Annotated in this window: 16 protein-coding genes; 9 read left to right on the plus strand and 7 right to left on the minus strand. The window is 63.5% G+C overall.

The window, feature by feature from the left end; genetic code table 11:
* The first annotated feature begins 8 nt into the window (after nucleotides 1-8).
* A protein-coding gene (locus ACJEIK_RS21755; protein WP_110783817.1) for an IS3 family transposase occupies nucleotides 9-1,156 on the plus strand; the annotation gives its coding sequence in 2 pieces (ribosomal slippage) (nucleotides 9-276 and nucleotides 276-1,156; 1,149 coding nt in all).
* 121 nt (nucleotides 1,157-1,277) lie between these two features.
* Here the strand turns inward: ACJEIK_RS21755 and ACJEIK_RS21760 are convergent.
* Nucleotides 1,278-1,664, minus strand: coding sequence for a hypothetical protein (locus ACJEIK_RS21760; RefSeq protein ID WP_409430271.1), 387 nt, complete (start codon nucleotides 1,662-1,664; stop codon nucleotides 1,278-1,280).
* Nucleotides 1,654-2,124 carry a hypothetical protein gene (locus ACJEIK_RS21765; protein ID WP_409430272.1) on the minus strand — a complete coding sequence of 157 codons (471 nt, stop codon included), beginning with the start codon at nucleotides 2,122-2,124 and terminating at the stop codon, nucleotides 1,654-1,656. Before ACJEIK_RS21765 ends, ACJEIK_RS21760 begins: the two co-directional genes overlap by 11 nt.
* A gap of 96 nt (nucleotides 2,125-2,220) precedes the next feature.
* Here ACJEIK_RS21765 and ACJEIK_RS21770 point away from each other — a divergent pair, with 96 nt between their 5' ends.
* A complete protein-coding gene (locus ACJEIK_RS21770) occupies nucleotides 2,221-3,453 on the plus strand; it encodes a hypothetical protein (RefSeq protein ID WP_409430273.1) in 1,233 nt (410 codons plus the stop codon).
* Between the two features lie 159 nt (nucleotides 3,454-3,612).
* Entirely contained in the window at nucleotides 3,613-3,930 is a 318-nt protein-coding gene (locus ACJEIK_RS21775; protein WP_409430274.1) for a hypothetical protein, read from the plus strand.
* A gap of 76 nt (nucleotides 3,931-4,006) precedes the next feature.
* On the opposite strand, the gene istB is transcribed toward ACJEIK_RS21775, so the two are convergent.
* On the minus strand, nucleotides 4,007-4,762 hold the full coding sequence (gene istB / locus ACJEIK_RS21780; protein WP_074360265.1) for an IS21-like element helper ATPase IstB: 756 nt from the start codon (nucleotides 4,760-4,762) through the stop codon (nucleotides 4,007-4,009).
* A gap of 54 nt (nucleotides 4,763-4,816) precedes the next feature.
* Entirely contained in the window at nucleotides 4,817-6,361 is a 1,545-nt protein-coding gene (gene istA, locus ACJEIK_RS21785; protein WP_109558051.1) for an IS21 family transposase, read from the minus strand.
* A gap of 412 nt (nucleotides 6,362-6,773) precedes the next feature.
* Here istA and ACJEIK_RS21790 point away from each other — a divergent pair, with 412 nt between their 5' ends.
* Nucleotides 6,774-7,898 carry a histidine kinase gene (locus ACJEIK_RS21790; RefSeq protein ID WP_409430275.1) on the plus strand — a complete coding sequence of 375 codons (1,125 nt, stop codon included), beginning with the start codon at nucleotides 6,774-6,776 and terminating at the stop codon, nucleotides 7,896-7,898.
* A 93-nt stretch (nucleotides 7,899-7,991) separates the two neighbouring features.
* Nucleotides 7,992-8,195, plus strand: a complete 204-nt coding sequence (locus ACJEIK_RS21795) for a hypothetical protein (RefSeq protein ID WP_409430276.1) — start codon at nucleotides 7,992-7,994, stop codon at nucleotides 8,193-8,195.
* 111 nt (nucleotides 8,196-8,306) lie between these two features.
* On the opposite strand, the gene ACJEIK_RS21800 is transcribed toward ACJEIK_RS21795, so the two are convergent.
* Together ACJEIK_RS21800 and ACJEIK_RS21805 are read right to left on the minus strand one after the other, a co-directional pair.
* Nucleotides 8,307-8,912, minus strand: a complete 606-nt coding sequence (locus ACJEIK_RS21800) for a transcriptional regulator (protein ID WP_409430277.1) — start codon at nucleotides 8,910-8,912, stop codon at nucleotides 8,307-8,309.
* Complete coding sequence (locus ACJEIK_RS21805) at nucleotides 8,878-9,462, minus strand: hypothetical protein (protein WP_409430278.1); 585 nt, start codon at nucleotides 9,460-9,462, stop codon at nucleotides 8,878-8,880. The genes ACJEIK_RS21800 and ACJEIK_RS21805 overlap by 35 nt, the downstream gene beginning before the upstream one ends.
* A 489-nt stretch (nucleotides 9,463-9,951) precedes the next feature.
* On the opposite strand from ACJEIK_RS21805, the gene ACJEIK_RS21810 reads away from it, so the two are divergent.
* Genes ACJEIK_RS21810 through ACJEIK_RS21820 form a run of 3 tightly spaced genes read left to right on the plus strand, consistent with a single transcriptional unit; the run spans nucleotide 9,952 to nucleotide 12,931 of the window.
* Nucleotides 9,952-11,406 carry a glycosyltransferase family 4 protein gene (locus ACJEIK_RS21810; RefSeq protein WP_409430279.1) on the plus strand — a complete coding sequence of 485 codons (1,455 nt, stop codon included), beginning with the start codon at nucleotides 9,952-9,954 and terminating at the stop codon, nucleotides 11,404-11,406.
* 23 nt (nucleotides 11,407-11,429) lie between these two features.
* Nucleotides 11,430-12,521: an IS630 family transposase gene (locus tag ACJEIK_RS21815; RefSeq protein ID WP_036429724.1), complete on the plus strand. Its 1,092-nt coding sequence runs from the start codon at nucleotides 11,430-11,432 to the stop codon at nucleotides 12,519-12,521.
* Nucleotides 12,407-12,931, plus strand: coding sequence for a glycosyltransferase (locus ACJEIK_RS21820; protein ID WP_409430280.1), 525 nt, complete (start codon nucleotides 12,407-12,409; stop codon nucleotides 12,929-12,931). The genes ACJEIK_RS21815 and ACJEIK_RS21820 overlap by 115 nt, the downstream gene beginning before the upstream one ends.
* Nucleotides 12,932-13,380: 449 nt before the next feature.
* Here the strand turns inward: ACJEIK_RS21820 and ACJEIK_RS21825 are convergent, their stop codons facing one another.
* Nucleotides 13,381-14,787, minus strand: a complete 1,407-nt coding sequence (locus ACJEIK_RS21825) for an IS1380 family transposase (protein WP_016341434.1) — start codon at nucleotides 14,785-14,787, stop codon at nucleotides 13,381-13,383.
* A gap of 516 nt (nucleotides 14,788-15,303) precedes the next feature.
* Here ACJEIK_RS21825 and ACJEIK_RS21830 point away from each other — a divergent pair.
* Entirely contained in the window at nucleotides 15,304-15,399 is a 96-nt protein-coding gene (locus ACJEIK_RS21830) for an FAD-dependent monooxygenase (protein WP_409430281.1), read from the plus strand.
* Nucleotide 15,400 lies beyond the last annotated feature (1 nt).

Genomic DNA, 15,400 nt, shown 5'->3' on the forward strand with positions numbered 1-15,400 from the left:
TGAGATACATGGCTGGACGCAAGGGGCATTCCGCGGAGGACATCGTGCGCAAGTTGCGCCGCGCGGACGAGTTGGCTGCCGAGGGCAAGACTGGCGAGGAGATCGCCGCCGAGCTGGGCGTATCGCCGGCGACGTTGTACAACTGGCGCCGCGCCTACGGCGGGATGGACACCGACGCCGCCCGCGAGCTCAAGGAGCTGCGCGAGCAGAACGCCCGCCTCAAGCGGCTGTTGGCCGAGGCTGAGCTGGAGAAGGACGCGTTGCGGGAGGTTGCGAAGGGAAAATTCTGAGCCCAGCTGCCAAGCGCCGCGCCGTGGACATGCTCAAGGACACCTTGAGCATGTCGGAACGGTTGGCGTGCAAGGCCGTTGGGCTGGCCCGCTCCACTTACAGAAACCTGCCGATGGCGCTGACCCCGTCCGATCCGGACGCCGATATGCGGGTTTGGTTGCGCTCGTACGCCACCAAACACCCGTGTCATGGGTTCCGGCGTGCCTGGGCGGCGTTGCGGTACGACGAGCGCCGTGAGGTGAACAAGAAGAAGATCCACCGGCTTTGGCGCGAGGAAGGTCTGCAGGTGAAGGTCACCTCGCCGCGCAAGCGGTCGGGGGTGTCATCGTGCCCACCGGAGGTCATCGCGGATGCGCCGAAGGTGGTGTGGGCCATCGATTTTCAGTTCGACTCCACCGTCGACGGCAAGGCCATCAAGATCGCGTCGATGCTTGACGAGCACACCCGTGAGTCGCTGCTGAACATCGTCGAGCGGTCGATCACCGCGCAGCGACTGGTGGCCGAGTTGGAGAAGGTGTTCGCCGCGGCCGGCGGGCCGCCGATGGTGTTGCGGATGGACAACGGCCCTGAGTTCATTTCGGCTGCGCTGCAACAGTTTTGCGACGGCAAGGTCGGGTTGTCCTACATCCCGCCGGGCACGCCGTGGAACAACGGCTACATCGAATCGTTCAACAACCGACTACGCAAGGAGTGCCTCAACCGCAATCACTGGAACACCCTGATGGAGGCCCGAGTGGTGATCGGGGACTTCAAGGCTGACCACAACCTGCGGCACCGGCACTCGGCGCTGGGCTACCGAACACCCGCCGAGTACGCTGCCGTCTGTACGTGCAGTCACACCCCGATGGCCTGCGAAATCAACTGAATCTGGATCAACAAACCCGAATCTAATTCCGGGTGGACTCAGAATCGGGGACTCGCCATGTCGGGGCTGCCCGTGGTGGGGTTGTCGAACCCGACTCCGCCAGCGAACTCTAGTTCACACACTAATGGCTAGAAAAAGTGATGGTCATGATCGCTACGACAGGGTGCGGATCCCCGCCTTCGGCCGTCCGGTACTCCCGATTGAACTGGTAGTCGATCCGAACCTTTGATGAAGCCTCATAGTGGCGCGTCTTGGACCAGCCCACGTCTTGTGGGTCGCCCGCCTTGCCTTTGAGGATGCAACACGCCCCCACCGACGGAGGCTTGTCCGGCGTCATGGCCAGGTAATCCCACAATTCTTGCGCCTGCTTGATCCCAACGACGTCCGCCAGCCGTGTGTACTTCTCGTAGTACTGCCGGTGCACAAGGACTCGAAATGCTGGTGCGTCGCTTGGCTTGCCGCCCGGACGTTGCGCCGGACGGCTCGGCTGATAGGCACTATTCGCCATGTGGCCGCGGTGCATCGACATAGTCGGTCGGACCGTGATCGGCCACCAGCACGGCTCTGCGCAACGGGTCCTCCAGTTGTCTTGCAGTGACACGCCAGGCATTGAGCATCTCGTCGAGGACGCCGGTGGACTCATCAGACAGGGATGCAATCAACACTTGAGACAGCTCTTCGGCAAACTCGCGTAGATCGTCTGCGTCAAACGGGCGAAGCCATGCGAGTTCCCCGAGGTCCACCACCGATGGTGCGGTTTCGCGTGCGAGCAGTTCTTGCAGTCTCAGCAGCCGGCCAGACCACGCAGCGAGGCTTTCCAATGATTCCACGCGCTGCTCACGCAGCATTACAAAGGGTGTTCCATCGGCGTCTCGGACATGGGCGGCACCCTCTTCTCGCGCAGTACGAAAGAACTCTGTCCGCTTTGTTGCCAGATCGCTGAGTTGGAAGATCGTTGATTTGGACATACTTTCCCACCTCAGGGTCGTGTAAGATCGTGAATACGATCCTACACATGATCTTGCGCAGAAGCTAACAAGATTCTGAGACTTCAGGAGATGCACGTGCCCGAGGATGAGCTTGCACTCGGCGATGACGCCGCGCGGACACTAGACCTGGAGCTCGACCTCGGCGGCGTCGTCCGGGCACTGCGGGGCGCGCTGTCTGAACTGGACATCGAAGACCTCGGGGCGGACCTTCCCCAACGCAAGAACATCCTGACCTTCGTTGCCCAGATCAACGATGCGGGGTTGGACGGCGAGGCTTTCGTTCGATACGGCTGCACACATGACATTGCTGTTCCACTGTCTCTCGCACTCGCCATTGATGTGTGGGAGGACGGCCCGTCGCCCATAGGGAAGCAGTGGATCGATGCCCTCGGGATTGGCAGCACGCTGGCGACTCGGCGCCAGCCGGAAAGAACCACTGCCATCGGAGAACTCACCGCTGCCGCGTTCCACTTCGTCTGCGACTGGGTCTACCACGCGCCGTTTGCAGACATCGTGACGCTCAACGCACCCTCGCGCGCAACTCAACGCGCCATCGCCGAGAACCGCCCTCCTTCAGAGGATCTCACCGCTGACTACAGGTGGATCGCAGATCGCCTCAGCGCGGAGTCTTTAGACGGCTGGGGCCTGCCCTCCCTCGTGCGGGAGTACAAGTGGCTGCGCGGGCACGGCGCAACGCTGCCCTTACCCGAGGGTGTGCGCGCCGAAACTCCGACGACACCCGAGGCTGTGGCGATGGAACTCGCGGATCGGAACGTTCTTCAGGAGCAACCGATGTCCACGCTGGCGCCGATGACTCACCAGGTACAGAACCAGGCCAGAGCCTTCCTTCACGCCCGGCGCCACACGGAAGCTGCCGCCCTGTTCGAGTTCATGTGCGAGCAGGGATGGCTCCCAGAAGCACTGTGCTACAACAACCGCGGCTTCTGCCTAACCCCCGTAGACCCGCGCCGCGGGCTGCGCTTCCTACAGCGCGCGGCGCGGATGGGATTTTCCGACGCGGCCATCAATGTCTACAACCAAATGTGCTGCATGATGGCGCTCGACGATCCGGCCGGGCTGCTCGATACCGCAGAACGCTACTGGTGCGATCAATTCGAGCACACACCGATCGCAGCCCATCTGTGGACCAGGTCCGGCCGCGAATGGGCGCTCATTCGCACACCGGACGCACGCGAGGCGCTGGCAACACTCGCGTTGCAGATCGCGACACGCGAGATGTGGCTCGACAGGGTTCAACGATGGGAAGAGCGGCTCGACAAGCTGCGCCGCGGCGAGTACTTCCGGTGAACCGCGCCCACCGCTGCCTGGCGAGGCGGTTCGCTGATGACGCCCAAACCGCACCAGTGTGATGTTCATCACACTGGTGTCGATATCGCTGAACGAGGCGCCTGAACAGTAGAGGGCCAAAAATTCACGGCCTCGCTCTACAACCAACAGGAGGCTTCCATGTCGGACCGCGACGAAGACGAGACACCCGCAGCTATTTCGGCTCTACCTGCCACCAGGCCTCTCGCCAGCCCGCCCACGCCGACTGTTCCCGGTCCGTTGTCGGCCGCGGCGGCGCGTCTGGCTGCCGCAGCGCTTCAAGCCGGCAACAGTTCTGCGATCAGTGACATCGCAAGGTCCCTGACGACGGCACTTAACCAGCCTGCGCTGACGCCCACGGTCGACTGGCAACGTCAATTCCTGCCCGCCATCGATCACACCACATTCGATGCGCTGCGGCAGTTCAACGGCGGTGCTGCAGTGTCGTCGGTCACGTAATTCCCCAGGGGTTGCTGTCACGTAATTCCCCAGGTGTGGGCCTCGTGTTGGTCTTACCGGTCGGGGCGGGCGTTGTCTAGGTGGTGGTGCGGCCGGGTCGTTTCCGGGGTCGGTAGCTGGGTCCGTCCATGAGGACTTGGTGGCTGGTGTTGATCAGTCGGTCGAGTAGGGATTCGGCCACGACGGGGTTGGGGAACAGCGGGTACCAGTCTTTGGGGGCGCGGTTGCTGGTCAGGATGAGGGGTTTGCCAGCGATGGCCCGGTCGGAGACCAGATCGTAGAGATCGTCGGATTGGGTGGTGGTGTGCTCACGCATCGCGAAGTCATCGACGATCAGTACCAGGGGCCGGGTGTACTCGCGCATGCGCTGGCCGATGGTGCGGTCGGCGTGTCCGCCGGCAAGGTCGGCGAGCATGCGGGCGCATTTGACGAAGCGGATGTCCCCGCCGCGGCGGGCTACGTGATGTCCGAGTGCTTGTGCCACATGGGTTTTGCCGACGCCGACGGGGCCGTAGAGGATGACTGATTCGCCGGCGTCGAGCCAGCGCAGGGCGGCCAGGTCGCGCAGCATCGCGGCGGGCAGTTTCGGGTTGGCGGTGAAGTCGAAGTCTTCGAAGGTGGCCTGTTCTTCGAACTTGGCGCGGCGCAATCGCCGTGTGAGAGCGGCGGATTCGCGGCGGGCGATCTCGTCTTGACAGAGGGCTTGCAGGAATTCGAGGTGGCCGAGGCCGCCGTCGCGGGTTTGGGCGAGCCGGGCATCGAGGGTGTCGAGCATGCCGGACAGTTTCAGGGTGCGCAGCGCGGTGCGTAGCGCCGGATCACAGATAGACATGGTGGGCTTCCTTTGAAGGTTGATTATGTTGCAGCAGTGTGGAATTGGTGACGATCAGGCGATGATGCCGGTATCGGTGCCGAACTGGTCGGGGCCACGCAGAAACGCCCCCGCCGCGCCGGTGCTGGCGGGCGGTTCGTCGCCGGCGTGTTCGGTGCCGGCGGCCAGGATGCCTTTGATGGTGCGGTAGGACGGGTCACCGACGGCGATGGCGCGGGCGCACGCGGCCTCCAACCGGTCGCAGCCGTGTTTGTCGCGCAGCCCGAGCACTCCTTGCGCGGCGCGCAGATGGTGGATGGCGTTGTCGGCCATGAACGCGGCGATCACCGCGACGCAGGCCGGGCCGACCAGTTCGGCGGTGCGCCGGCACCAGGTCGGGGTTTTCATCGCGAACGCGACCTTCTCCGGCGGGTAATGGGCGAAGTCGGTCGAGCGCCCCGATGGGCGGCGCACGTGGATGGCCACCACCGCATCGGCGTGAAAGACCTGTACCACGTCGCCGGCGGTGCGGGCATGCAGGCGTTGCCCGATCAGCCGCCACGGCACCGAGTACAACGCCTTGCCGACCTTGAGGTGCGCGTCGGTGCCGACGGTGCCGATCGACCAGGTGGACAGTTCAAATACTCTGGGCGGCAACCCGATCAACGCGCTGGCTTCGATCGCTTCAAACACCCGCAACGGCGGCGCGCCCTCCAGTGCCCGACACGACCTCGCCCCGGCCACCTCGATGCTCCAGCGCTGGGCGTCGGTTTGCATCGCGGGCAGCCCGTCGAACTGGCGGCCGCGCCAGAACGAATCCCGGATGTATTGCATGGGCCGTTCGACGCGGGGTTTGTCTTTGGGTTTGAACGCCCGCGCCGGGTCGATCAGGGTGCCGTAGTGGGTGGCCAGCTCGGCATAGGCGCGGTTGATCTTCGGGTCATACAGGTCGGGTTTGTCCACCCCGGTCTTGAGGTTGTCACACACCAACCGGGCCGGGACCCCGCCGAAGAACTCGAACGCCGCGACATGGCAAGCGCACCAGGTGGTTTGGTCCATCCGGATCACCGGGCGCACGAACAGGTGCCGCGAACACGCCAACACCATCACGAACGCCCACACCGCCACCCGGCGGCCCACCGCGGGATCGAACCACATGCCCAGGCGACCGTAGTCGATCTGCGCTTCACTGCCCGGCTCGACCGGCCCGCGCGGCACGGTCACCTTCGCTCGTGCCACCTCTTCCGCGAAATGTGTTGCGATCCAACGCCGAACCGAGGACTCCGACACCGCTACCGCATGCTCGTCCCGCAACCGCTGAGCGATCGTGGCGATCGTGACATCGGCATCGAGCCAGGTCTTGATCTGGTCCCGGTGCGGTTCGATCAGCGGCCAGGTCAGCGCCCGCGCCGCAGGATCGGACAGTTCCGGGAACCACCCGCCGATCAGCTCCGACCACTGTGGCGCGGTCAGCGGCTCCGTACCCGGGCCGATACCCGCCGCGACCGCCGGAGCCAAATATTTGCGGACGGTCTTGCGGTCAATGCCCAGCGACTCCGATAACTGGACCTGCGAACGGCCCGCGTGCCAGTGGGTGAACAACTCGACCAAATCGAGCATCACGATACTTCTCCTCGCCATCAGCGCCCTTCCATCCACCATCAGATGGATGCAGAGCGAACCGGTAAACGAGGCCCACACCAGGCAGACACACCGCCCAGGGTGGGGAATTACGTGACAGCCAGGGTGGGGAATTACGTGACGGACAACCCCTCAAACCTGGGGAAATACGTGACCGCTGACAGCAGGCATTGCGGCGCGCACGCACCACCTGCTAGGTCCAACCGCGCCGGCTGCCGGAAGCCTTGGACACAGTGCCGCCGCTCTCCGGGGCATTTCCGGCGCTGATGCTGCTGGAACGTTCACGGACGCCCTCCGCGCGGTCAAGGACATCACAGGCCGAGACCAACAGAATGCGGCGCGCACCTTCGCCCGTGCGGTCGATACATTCCGAAGTCATCAACGCGGCCCAATGAACGAGATTCCCGGCAGCCATCTGGCTCACGTGACCCGCCCGTGGTCGCAGAACATTCTCGGTGCAAGGGGGCTTCGCCCCGACTACAGCCAGCAGGTTCGTGGCCTCGCCGGCGCCGGATCGGGCAGCATTGCCCGCTGGCTTGATACCTCAGTCCCCCGTGTCAATATGAGGGCCTGGTCCCATGTCGTCGACGCCGCCTCAGCTGTCAGCACCATGCGTGATTCCGTGCGCGCCGCTACTCGCGCGATCCTCGACGCCCACGCGAGCATGCACGACACCCTGAGCCTTGCCTCCCGCACCATGTTGGATGCCAGCAGGGCCTACCACGGGATCAACGACCTCATCGCACCGGCGTTGCTGGGCATGCAAGCCACAGTCAACGAAATCCATCGCCTGACGCCAATCATGGGATCGGCGATCGCCATGCAGCACTCGGCGGCCGCGGCGTGGTCTGCCCGCGTCGCCGACCTGATGCAGGGCTGGTCCGTGCTGTCCGGTTTGGGTCACCACTTGGCCGGACGAGCACTCCATCTGGCCATCCGCACTCGCGACGCCCTCATCAACAACACCGATCGCAAGGCAGTACGTCAGGCCGTCATCGACTTCACGCGCTACATCCTCGGGTACACGAAGTGGCCTTCGGAGGCGCGGATAGAGGCGGTCATCTCAGCGCTGCTCGACGACTCCTGGCTGCCTACCTCCGCGACCTCCAGTGCCGCGGTCTACAACCCCCGCGACCAATTGCGAGATCTGACCCGGTATCAGCACGGCTTGTGGTTGCCGCTCACCGAAACCAAGCGCCGCGGTCGGCTGATTGCCTCACTGGAGGAACCCGACCACGTCGAGTCCGGGGGCGACGGTCCGGCCTGTCCGATGGACCGCTTGCAAGCATCCGAGTACACCTCGGAGCGGCAGCTCATCACCAATCCCGTCCTCAAACGGATCATGGATGCGCTGACCCCCATCGAGAGAGAAATCGTGTGGGCCCGGCACCACGACGGCGCCCGCACGTGGGCTGACGCCGCCACGATGTGTGGCCGCCCCGCCAGCGAAGGCGAAACCGTCCGCCGCAAGCTGCTCAAACTCAAGAATGCTGAGCTGCAACGCCGTTCGGCCTGAGCACGCTTCGCGGAGCCACCCTCAACTGTCCACATCCGCAACCGCGGACTGCGGGCCCCTGAAGTAACTCACAACACAAAGGAGAACACCATCATGGCTAGAAGCCGAAGCAGTGTCACCGGACGGTACGTACGCCAATCCACCGCAGCGCGTAACCCGCGGACCACTGTCACCGAAGGTGGCAGTGGACGTAACCACAGTTCCGGTACCCATCACCGCAGCGCGATCACCGGGCGTTACGTCACGCCCGCCACCGCCGCACGCCATCCCCGCACCACTGTCACCGAACGCGGTTAGCGCCGGGCGCGAACACGCCGAGACCGCGGTTGTCTCGGCGTGTTCGTACCCAGAACCGAGTCAGCGTATTGGAGCGGCAGCGGTATGCGTACCTCCCGCTGACAATCATTGTCAAGCAATGGATTTACCGCGTAGCGGACGTGGAAATATTCGCACGGCATACTCGGTTGACGAATCGGCCGCCCCCCATCCAGCTGCGGAGGCCGCACCAGCAGCGTCATCGGGGCTCTCGCCGAGTGCGGTGAGAATTTCTATTGCGAATTGTTCTGCGGCTCCGCGGCTTGGTTGCAAGCTTGCGCCGAAGTAGCTTCCGCTGCTGACCTTTTGGAATTCAACAACGTAGAGTGTAAAAGCGGTCAGCGCTTCGAGTGCCGAGTGGGCCGACCGCGCTGCCTCTGCGAGTAGATCGTTCGTGGCGGTGGCATCCATCGGCCTGTTAGCAACGACGAAATGCCCGCCGTTGCGGCCTGTGCGCGCCTCGACCAGCCCGTCGGCAATCAGCGGTGCGTACACCGCCCTTGCATGCTGGGGGCCTGCAGTCGCACTGAACCATTCCCGGCTTAGTTCATCAAGAGTCGGCAGGCGATCCCCGATCGAGTAGCGCCCACCAATGATGGAGTTTCGGATCTTCGACGTCGCGACGTCGACTTGAGACAGCGGCATAGCGAACACCTCTTCAAGATCAGGGTGAGTAGCCCACCTGAATCGCAGGGCCACTGCCAGATATTATCTGTAAAACATATCGCATAATTTGTGCCAACGCTATACCGCGCCTACGCTCGCTGAGGTCGGGTCTGCGGTTGTCGTCGACGGTGTGCGGGGGCAGATGGGTGCGGATCGTGTCAATGATGAACTGCGCGCGTTCAGACACCGCAGATCCGTAGCCGGCGTCATCGACAGTGCCGGTGGCGATGTGCACTCCCACCTTTAGCTCACGGGTCTGGTAGGTCGCGGTGCCGTCGGGTTCGGTTCCGGCCACCTGTTGGATGTACCTGCCGGTCGGCGGATAGTCGATCACGATGTCCCATTGGCCATGGCGTTCTCGGAACGAAAAGCTGTGCCCATCAACGTCTCCGGTCCAGCATTCGGGGGCGAAACCGCCGTGGCTGTGAATCGCTACCCCCCGTTGTGAGTTCGGCCAGTCCGCGAGGTCGGTGTCCGGGCCGTCTTCTGTGTCCGCGATTTGCTGGCCTCCTAGTGCGTGCCAAAACGCGTCGGAAGCTGCGTGCCATCGTGGTCGGCTCTCGCCGGTGCTCCCCGCCGTCATCCTCAAAATCGTCGCCGTTCACAGTCGCCGCGTGGCATGTCGCGGTCAGCATGTCGCCGGCTTTTCCAGTGACATGTCCGCGAACCGGCTGGCGACGCGATCTCGCCCAGCAGCTATGCCGCAGCACGATATAGGAAATCCGTCCCCCTCCCGAGACAATTCTTGGCGCGGGCCAAACGATTTCTATCAGTTCAAGTAGCACTTCGAGAGGTGGCCCCCTGGCCCCGAGGGCGACCTCTACGGTGTCGGAGCTCCGACTATGACCTCCAGCGGGTGCGTCAGGGCGCATGACGCTGGGCCCGACGTGTGAGCACGGTCATCGCAGGAAAGTAACCCCGGCTGCGAGTCACTGCTGAGCAGGAGAGGCACACCCGCCGGGGAATACCAGATCAGGATACTGGCAGATCGCTTTTGGCGGCGGCGGCAGGTTTTGGCCATTTCGGCCGCAACGGTCATCCGTGGATATTTGGCCACGGCTACCATTCGGGCATGCCGGTTGACCCCTTGGTGACACTGACTCAACTCGCAACCATGGAAACGACGCCGGGGACCGGTCGAGCCTGGCAGCGCAGCGTCGCAGCGTTCGAAGACGAACTGGCTGAAAGGCTTACGGAACGATTCGAGGGAGTGCGGCTCCCGGTCGGTGGTCCCGACGGCGGGGCAGATATTGCGCTCGTAAAAGGTGACGGCGCTGTGCTGGCAGTCGACGTCAAGGCGATTCAGTACGGGGGCGGGTTTTCGAAACTTCTCCGAAATCGGATGCAGGAGCTGCTCGCCACTTCGGTGACGATGCGGCGGGAGTTTCCTTTTAGTGGCGCCCTTCTCGGGATTATCGGCATCGTTAGCCCGCCGAGTAGCAAGTGGAGTGACGCCATAGAGGGCTCGGCCACCACGCCCCTAGGCCGTCTCGTCGGCATGACCCAGCAGATTCTTCTGCGGGATTCAGATGGCGTCGGTTTTGATCATGTCGCGATCGGGTTGGCCGCTGAAGACGGAGAATGGCTCGTACTAGATCCGGAGAACGAGCGGAGAGCCGTCCCGGCATTTTCTGCGGTGATGGACGAAATTGCCGCGGCATCCTCCGGTTTGAGTGAGCGGCAAGGCGATCTTCTGCCACGGCGTAGACGGAGTGGCTCGACCCGAATTCTCCTAGTCGGAGACGAATGGTCATCTTCGCACGGGGGCCTGTCAACGGTTAACCGAGAGCTTGCTGTTGCGCTCGCCGCTCGCGGTGCCGACGTCACTGTCGACGTTCCTGCCGCAAGTTCCGATGACCGAGATGCCGCATCCGGCGTCAACGTCAACCTCGTGAGCCCTTTGCCCGTGCCCGGCCTGACGCCCCGTGAACTTCTTTGCACCCGCCCGGTCACGGTACCCGCAGACTACTACCCCGATGTCGTCATCGGTCACGGCAGAGTCTTGGGCCCGCACGCCGAGGCCCTACGCGGGCAGTTCTACCCGAACGCTAAGCGGGTCCACATCGTTCACACCGATGCAGAGTCACTCGAGGCGGCCAAGGAGACCCCCGGCGGCCCGTCGCGGATGTCGCTGTCCGACGATCGGCGTGAGCTTGAGACCGAGCTGGCAATTACCGCAGATCTTGTGGTCGGAGTGGGGCCTCTGCTGACCGGCGCAATCGAACACTCGATGCGTGGACGCGGCCGACCGATGCCCAAAGTCATTGAGCTGACGCCCGGTTTGCGAGACTGGGGCGAAGTCATCGATCCTGAGGACCCGCCGCAACGTAACCAGGTGCTGGTCCTCGCCCGCGCCGAAGACCCGGTGTCGAAAGGCCTAGACATCGCCGCCCTCGCTGTCGTTGAAGCATCGACGCTGCTCGGTACCTCGCCGAGCGTTCGTCCAACGCTCGTTGTCCGCGGCGTGCCTGCGGGTGAGGAAGCCGACAAAGTGAAGTACTACCTAGTGTCCTGCGCCGTAAATTAGTTGATTAATTGTAGAATTGGCGGGTGGGAACCAGGGGTAGGCCGGTAGTCGAGTTGGTGTTGACCGACGACGAACGTGAGACGTTGCAGCGGTGGGCCCGTCGATCGAAGTCCTCGCAGGCGTTGGCCCAACGTTGTCGGATCGTGTTGGGTTGCGCGGCAGGGAAATCCAACAAGGAAGTCGCCGCTGATGAAGGTGTGTGGCCGCAAACGGTCGGCAAATGGCGTGGACGGTTCCTGGAGGCGCGACTGGAGGGTCTGGCCGATGAGCCGCGTCCTGGTGCGCCGCGCAAGATCACCGACGAGGCGGTCGAGCAGCTGATCGTGGCCACGTTGGAGCGTCAACCCAAAGGCGCCACGCACTGGTCGCGGTCTTCGATGGCGGCTGAGACCGGGTTGTCGAAGTCAACGGTCGGACGGATCTGGAAGTCGTTCGGCCTCAAGCCGCATCAGGTGGACACCTTCAAGATCAGCAACGACCCGCAGTTCGTCGACAAGGTCCGTGACGTCGTGGGGTTGTATCTGGACCCGCCGGAGAAGGCACTGGTGCTCTGCGTCGATGAAAAATCGCAGATCCAGGCCTTGGATCGCAGCGCGCCGGTGCTGCCGATGATGCCCGGCATGCCCGAGCGCCGCACCCATGACTACGTGCGGCACGGAATCACCACCTTGTTCGCCGCCCTGGATGTGGCCACCGGCGAGGTCTACGGCTCGATTCACCGCCGGCACCGCGCGATCGAGTTCAAGAAGTTCTTGACCAAGTTGGACAACACCGTGCCCGCTGACCTGGACGTCCATCTGATCTGCGACAACTACTCGACGCACAAATCGCCGACAGTAACCAAATGGCTTGCCGCCCATCCCCGATTCCACATGCACTTCACCCCGACCTACTCGTCGTGGCTCAACCAGGTCGAGCGGTGGTTCGGGTTACTCACCGACCAGAAACTGCGCCGCGGCGTTCACCGCTCAATTCAGGCCCTCGAGAAGGACATTCGCGAGTGGATCGCAGACTGGAACGACAACCCCCGCCCGTTCAACTGGACCAAGACCGCCGACGAGATCTTCGAACGACTCGGTTCATATCTTCAACGAATTCCCGGCGCAGGACACTAGAAAGCGTTGCACAGCCGGCGGTTCGTTTCGTCTTGCGGCCCTACAGCGACGACGAGAGCAGCATTCGCGCAGACTTGTGGCAGTCTCGGGTGGTTCTCATGCCTTCTCGCCACGAGGGTTTCGGCTTGGCCGCCCTTGAGGCCATCGCTGCAGGTGTCCCGGTGCTGATCAGTGAAGAATCGGGTTTAGCTCGACTACTTGAGCGGGACTTGGGCGAAGAATTCGCCGAAATGATTCTCCCCACTCAGGGTGACGCGAGCCGCGTCGCGGCAACTTGGGGCGCGGCACTCGCAGAGCGGCTGAAGGATCCGACCGCGGCGTTCCGGCGGGCCCACGCTTTGCGCGACCGTCTGTCGGCAATCATCTCCTGGGACAAGGCAGCTGACGCACTGCTGGAAGCCCTCGGCTGACCGGCAGGGTGACCTGGGCCCACCGGTGGTTCAGTCAGTCACACCGCGAATTGCGTAGAGCTATCAGTCAAATTCCAGAAGACCGTACTCGCGGACAAGGGATCGATTGGGCTCTCTCAATATCTCGATATCGTCCTGCAGCGACCCGATCGCACGAGTCTTTTCCACGAGTTGCTGCGCGAGTTCGGCCACCTGGCTTCGAAGCTCGATGACAGCCGGATGGTGGTCCCCTATGTGGGGGCCAAGGGACGGCTCCGCAGCCCCTAGACGCCGCTCTAGCCCGGATTTTGCGTGGTAATTGGTGTGGGTTCGGTGTGATGCCGAGTTGTGTTGTTGGGTAGTGGTTTTCGTGTGGTGGCGTAGAGGTGCTGTCCCGTGTCGCCGGGTGGGGCGGGCTTTCCTGGGGCCTGTGGGTCCTTCATCGTTGATGGGTCCGATGGGGTGGGGTGTTATCCGAAGGCGGTGCGGACGCGGTGCCAGGCGGCGGCGATCGCCGCCGCCCAGCGCCAGGTGGCATCGATGCGTAGCCGCAGTTGGCGGGCGCCGCGGGTGATACGGGCGGCCACGTGCAGGACCCGGTAGCGGAACGTGGTGATCTCGACGCGGGCCAGAGCGCGATCGCTGGCGAACCCGATGAGGCGGGTCCAGGTGACCAGGTCAGCGGCGGCCAGGACGATTTCGAGCCAGGCAGCATTGGCCCAGAAGGAGTGGCAGGGCAGGTTACGCAGCCCGGTGGCTTTGAGTTCGCGGATACGGTCCTCGACGCGGGCGTGCTGGCGGTGCCGTAGTTCCAGACCGGCGACCTGACCGGGTACGACACCCGGTGGTGTGTCGGTGATGAACGCGGTGACCCGCATGCCGTCGGCGTCGGTGAACCGCAACTGCGCGCCGGGGTGGGGGCGTTCTTTACGCAGGATCAGCCGGGTCCCTTCGGGCCAGGAGGCCAGGTTGACCAGGTCGGTGGCTTCAGCGACCCACGCGCCGTCGCGGATCCCGCCGTCGGTGTCGATCGCTGGATACCAGCAATCGCCGAGGTTGAGGGTGTCCACGGCGTCCTGGACGCGGGTATCGACGGGGTACCCGAAGGAGAACCCGGCCCCGGCGGCCCGGCACGCTGCGGCGAATTTGTGGGTGGATCCGGCGGTATCGCAGCGCACCAACACCTTCGGGGCCTCGGGGTTGTCGGGATCGTCGGGGTTGGGCCGCCACGCCGCTGGCAGCGATGCCAAAGCCTGGTGCAGGACGATGATGTGGTCGGAGGCGGTGTTGGAGCCGGCGTTACCGTTGCGCAGCAACCCGGCCAGGGCTTCGCCGCCGGCGATGTCGGGGCGGTCCAGAAACGCCAGCAGCGGGTGCAGCCCGAACGTTTTCTTCCAGGTCGGCGCAGCCCCGGCCTTGTTGTCGGAGTGATCGATCACCAGCGTGGCATCGATGTCGATATGCAGCCAGCCGCCGGTGGTGGGGGCGGCTCCGACAGCCCAGGCCGCTGCCCGCGCCGCGGCTCGGGCTGCGCGCACCCCGGGTAGATGCGCGGCATCGATCCGCTCATCGATCAGCCGCCACATGGTGGTCGTTGAGGCCTTGGCCCCCAGGACGTGCTCCCGGTCACCGCACAGCTGACCGACCGCGTCGATGCAGTCCGCGCCGTCGGCGACCGCGGCCGCCAGATCAGCGAACACCTCCCCAGGCGCATACACCCACGGGCCGCGGTAGGTGTCGGCCAACGCGGCCGTGACCTGCGCCGATAAGCCGGTCCGGTCGGCAAGCTCACGCAGCATGCCCATCCCGGCATGCGACACAACGCCATGGCCGTCGGCGGAAACTTTCACCGGCGATGCCGCCGCGATATTCTTCACCTGCGAAGTGCCTTCCCGTCAGGGTTTTTGAACCGTAGAGAAGTCCAATTATTCCTTGCAGGACAGGCACTTTCGCTTATCTACACACCCCCACAGTCAACATTCCACGAAAAATCCGGGCTAGCACGGTGACTTGGCGTTGCAAACTTTGGTTTTGATGCTTTACGGACGCGAGCTCGGTACGCAGGCTGTCCACCGTGATTCGATCGGCTGGAGTACGCTGCCGACCGATTGCCGCCGAAGACAAGTGAAAGTGGTTGCAGCACAAAATACTAACCAATCGAGACGCTTCGCAGACCTTCCGTTGCAGCAGAAGACTACTTAGCAGACCTTTGCATTTCAAATGTCGAATTCGACATCATTCGACATTTCGTAATGCAATTCGACACGGAGAAATGCAACCTACACCCACTTTCAACATATAGCGCACCCCGGGGCTTGTGGCAAGACCCCCTTTATGGTCCAGAATCGCTGGGCTGCAACGTAACTGCAGCTTGATCGTCTTGAGGGGGACGCATGACAGACACCGACGTGATCATCGTGGGCGCGGGACCGACGGGCCTGACGCTCGCCACGGAACTCTGTCTGACCGGGGGCCTTGCCCCCATGTAGT

Origin of the sequence: Mycobacterium sp. SMC-16 (genome assembly GCF_046250085.1) — a bacterium.
GTDB classification, from domain to species: domain Bacteria; phylum Actinomycetota; class Actinomycetes; order Mycobacteriales; family Mycobacteriaceae; genus Mycobacterium; species Mycobacterium phocaicum.

What these genes read in the sequence shown, in the direction of transcription:
- ACJEIK_RS21760 (WP_409430271.1), bottom strand. Translation starts at nt 1,664, where the DNA reads ATGGCGAATAGTGCCTATCAGCCGAGCCGTCCGGCGCAACGTCCGGGC.
- ACJEIK_RS21765 (WP_409430272.1), bottom strand. Translation starts at nt 2,124, where the DNA reads ATGTCCAAATCAACGATCTTCCAACTCAGCGATCTGGCAACAAAGCGG.
- ACJEIK_RS21775 (WP_409430274.1), top strand. Translation starts at nt 3,613, where the DNA reads ATGTCGGACCGCGACGAAGACGAGACACCCGCAGCTATTTCGGCTCTA.
- istB (WP_074360265.1), bottom strand. Translation starts at nt 4,762, where the DNA reads ATGTCTATCTGTGATCCGGCGCTACGCACCGCGCTGCGCACCCTGAAA.
- istA (WP_109558051.1), bottom strand. Translation starts at nt 6,361, where the DNA reads ATGCTCGATTTGGTCGAGTTGTTCACCCACTGGCACGCGGGCCGTTCG.
- ACJEIK_RS21790 (WP_409430275.1), top strand. Translation starts at nt 6,774, where the DNA reads ATGAACGAGATTCCCGGCAGCCATCTGGCTCACGTGACCCGCCCGTGG.
- ACJEIK_RS21795 (WP_409430276.1), top strand. Translation starts at nt 7,992, where the DNA reads ATGGCTAGAAGCCGAAGCAGTGTCACCGGACGGTACGTACGCCAATCC.
- ACJEIK_RS21805 (WP_409430278.1), bottom strand. Translation starts at nt 9,462, where the DNA reads ATGACGGCGGGGAGCACCGGCGAGAGCCGACCACGATGGCACGCAGCT.
- ACJEIK_RS21810 (WP_409430279.1), top strand. Translation starts at nt 9,952, where the DNA reads ATGCCGGTTGACCCCTTGGTGACACTGACTCAACTCGCAACCATGGAA.
- ACJEIK_RS21830 (WP_409430281.1), top strand. Translation starts at nt 15,304, where the DNA reads ATGACAGACACCGACGTGATCATCGTGGGCGCGGGACCGACGGGCCTG.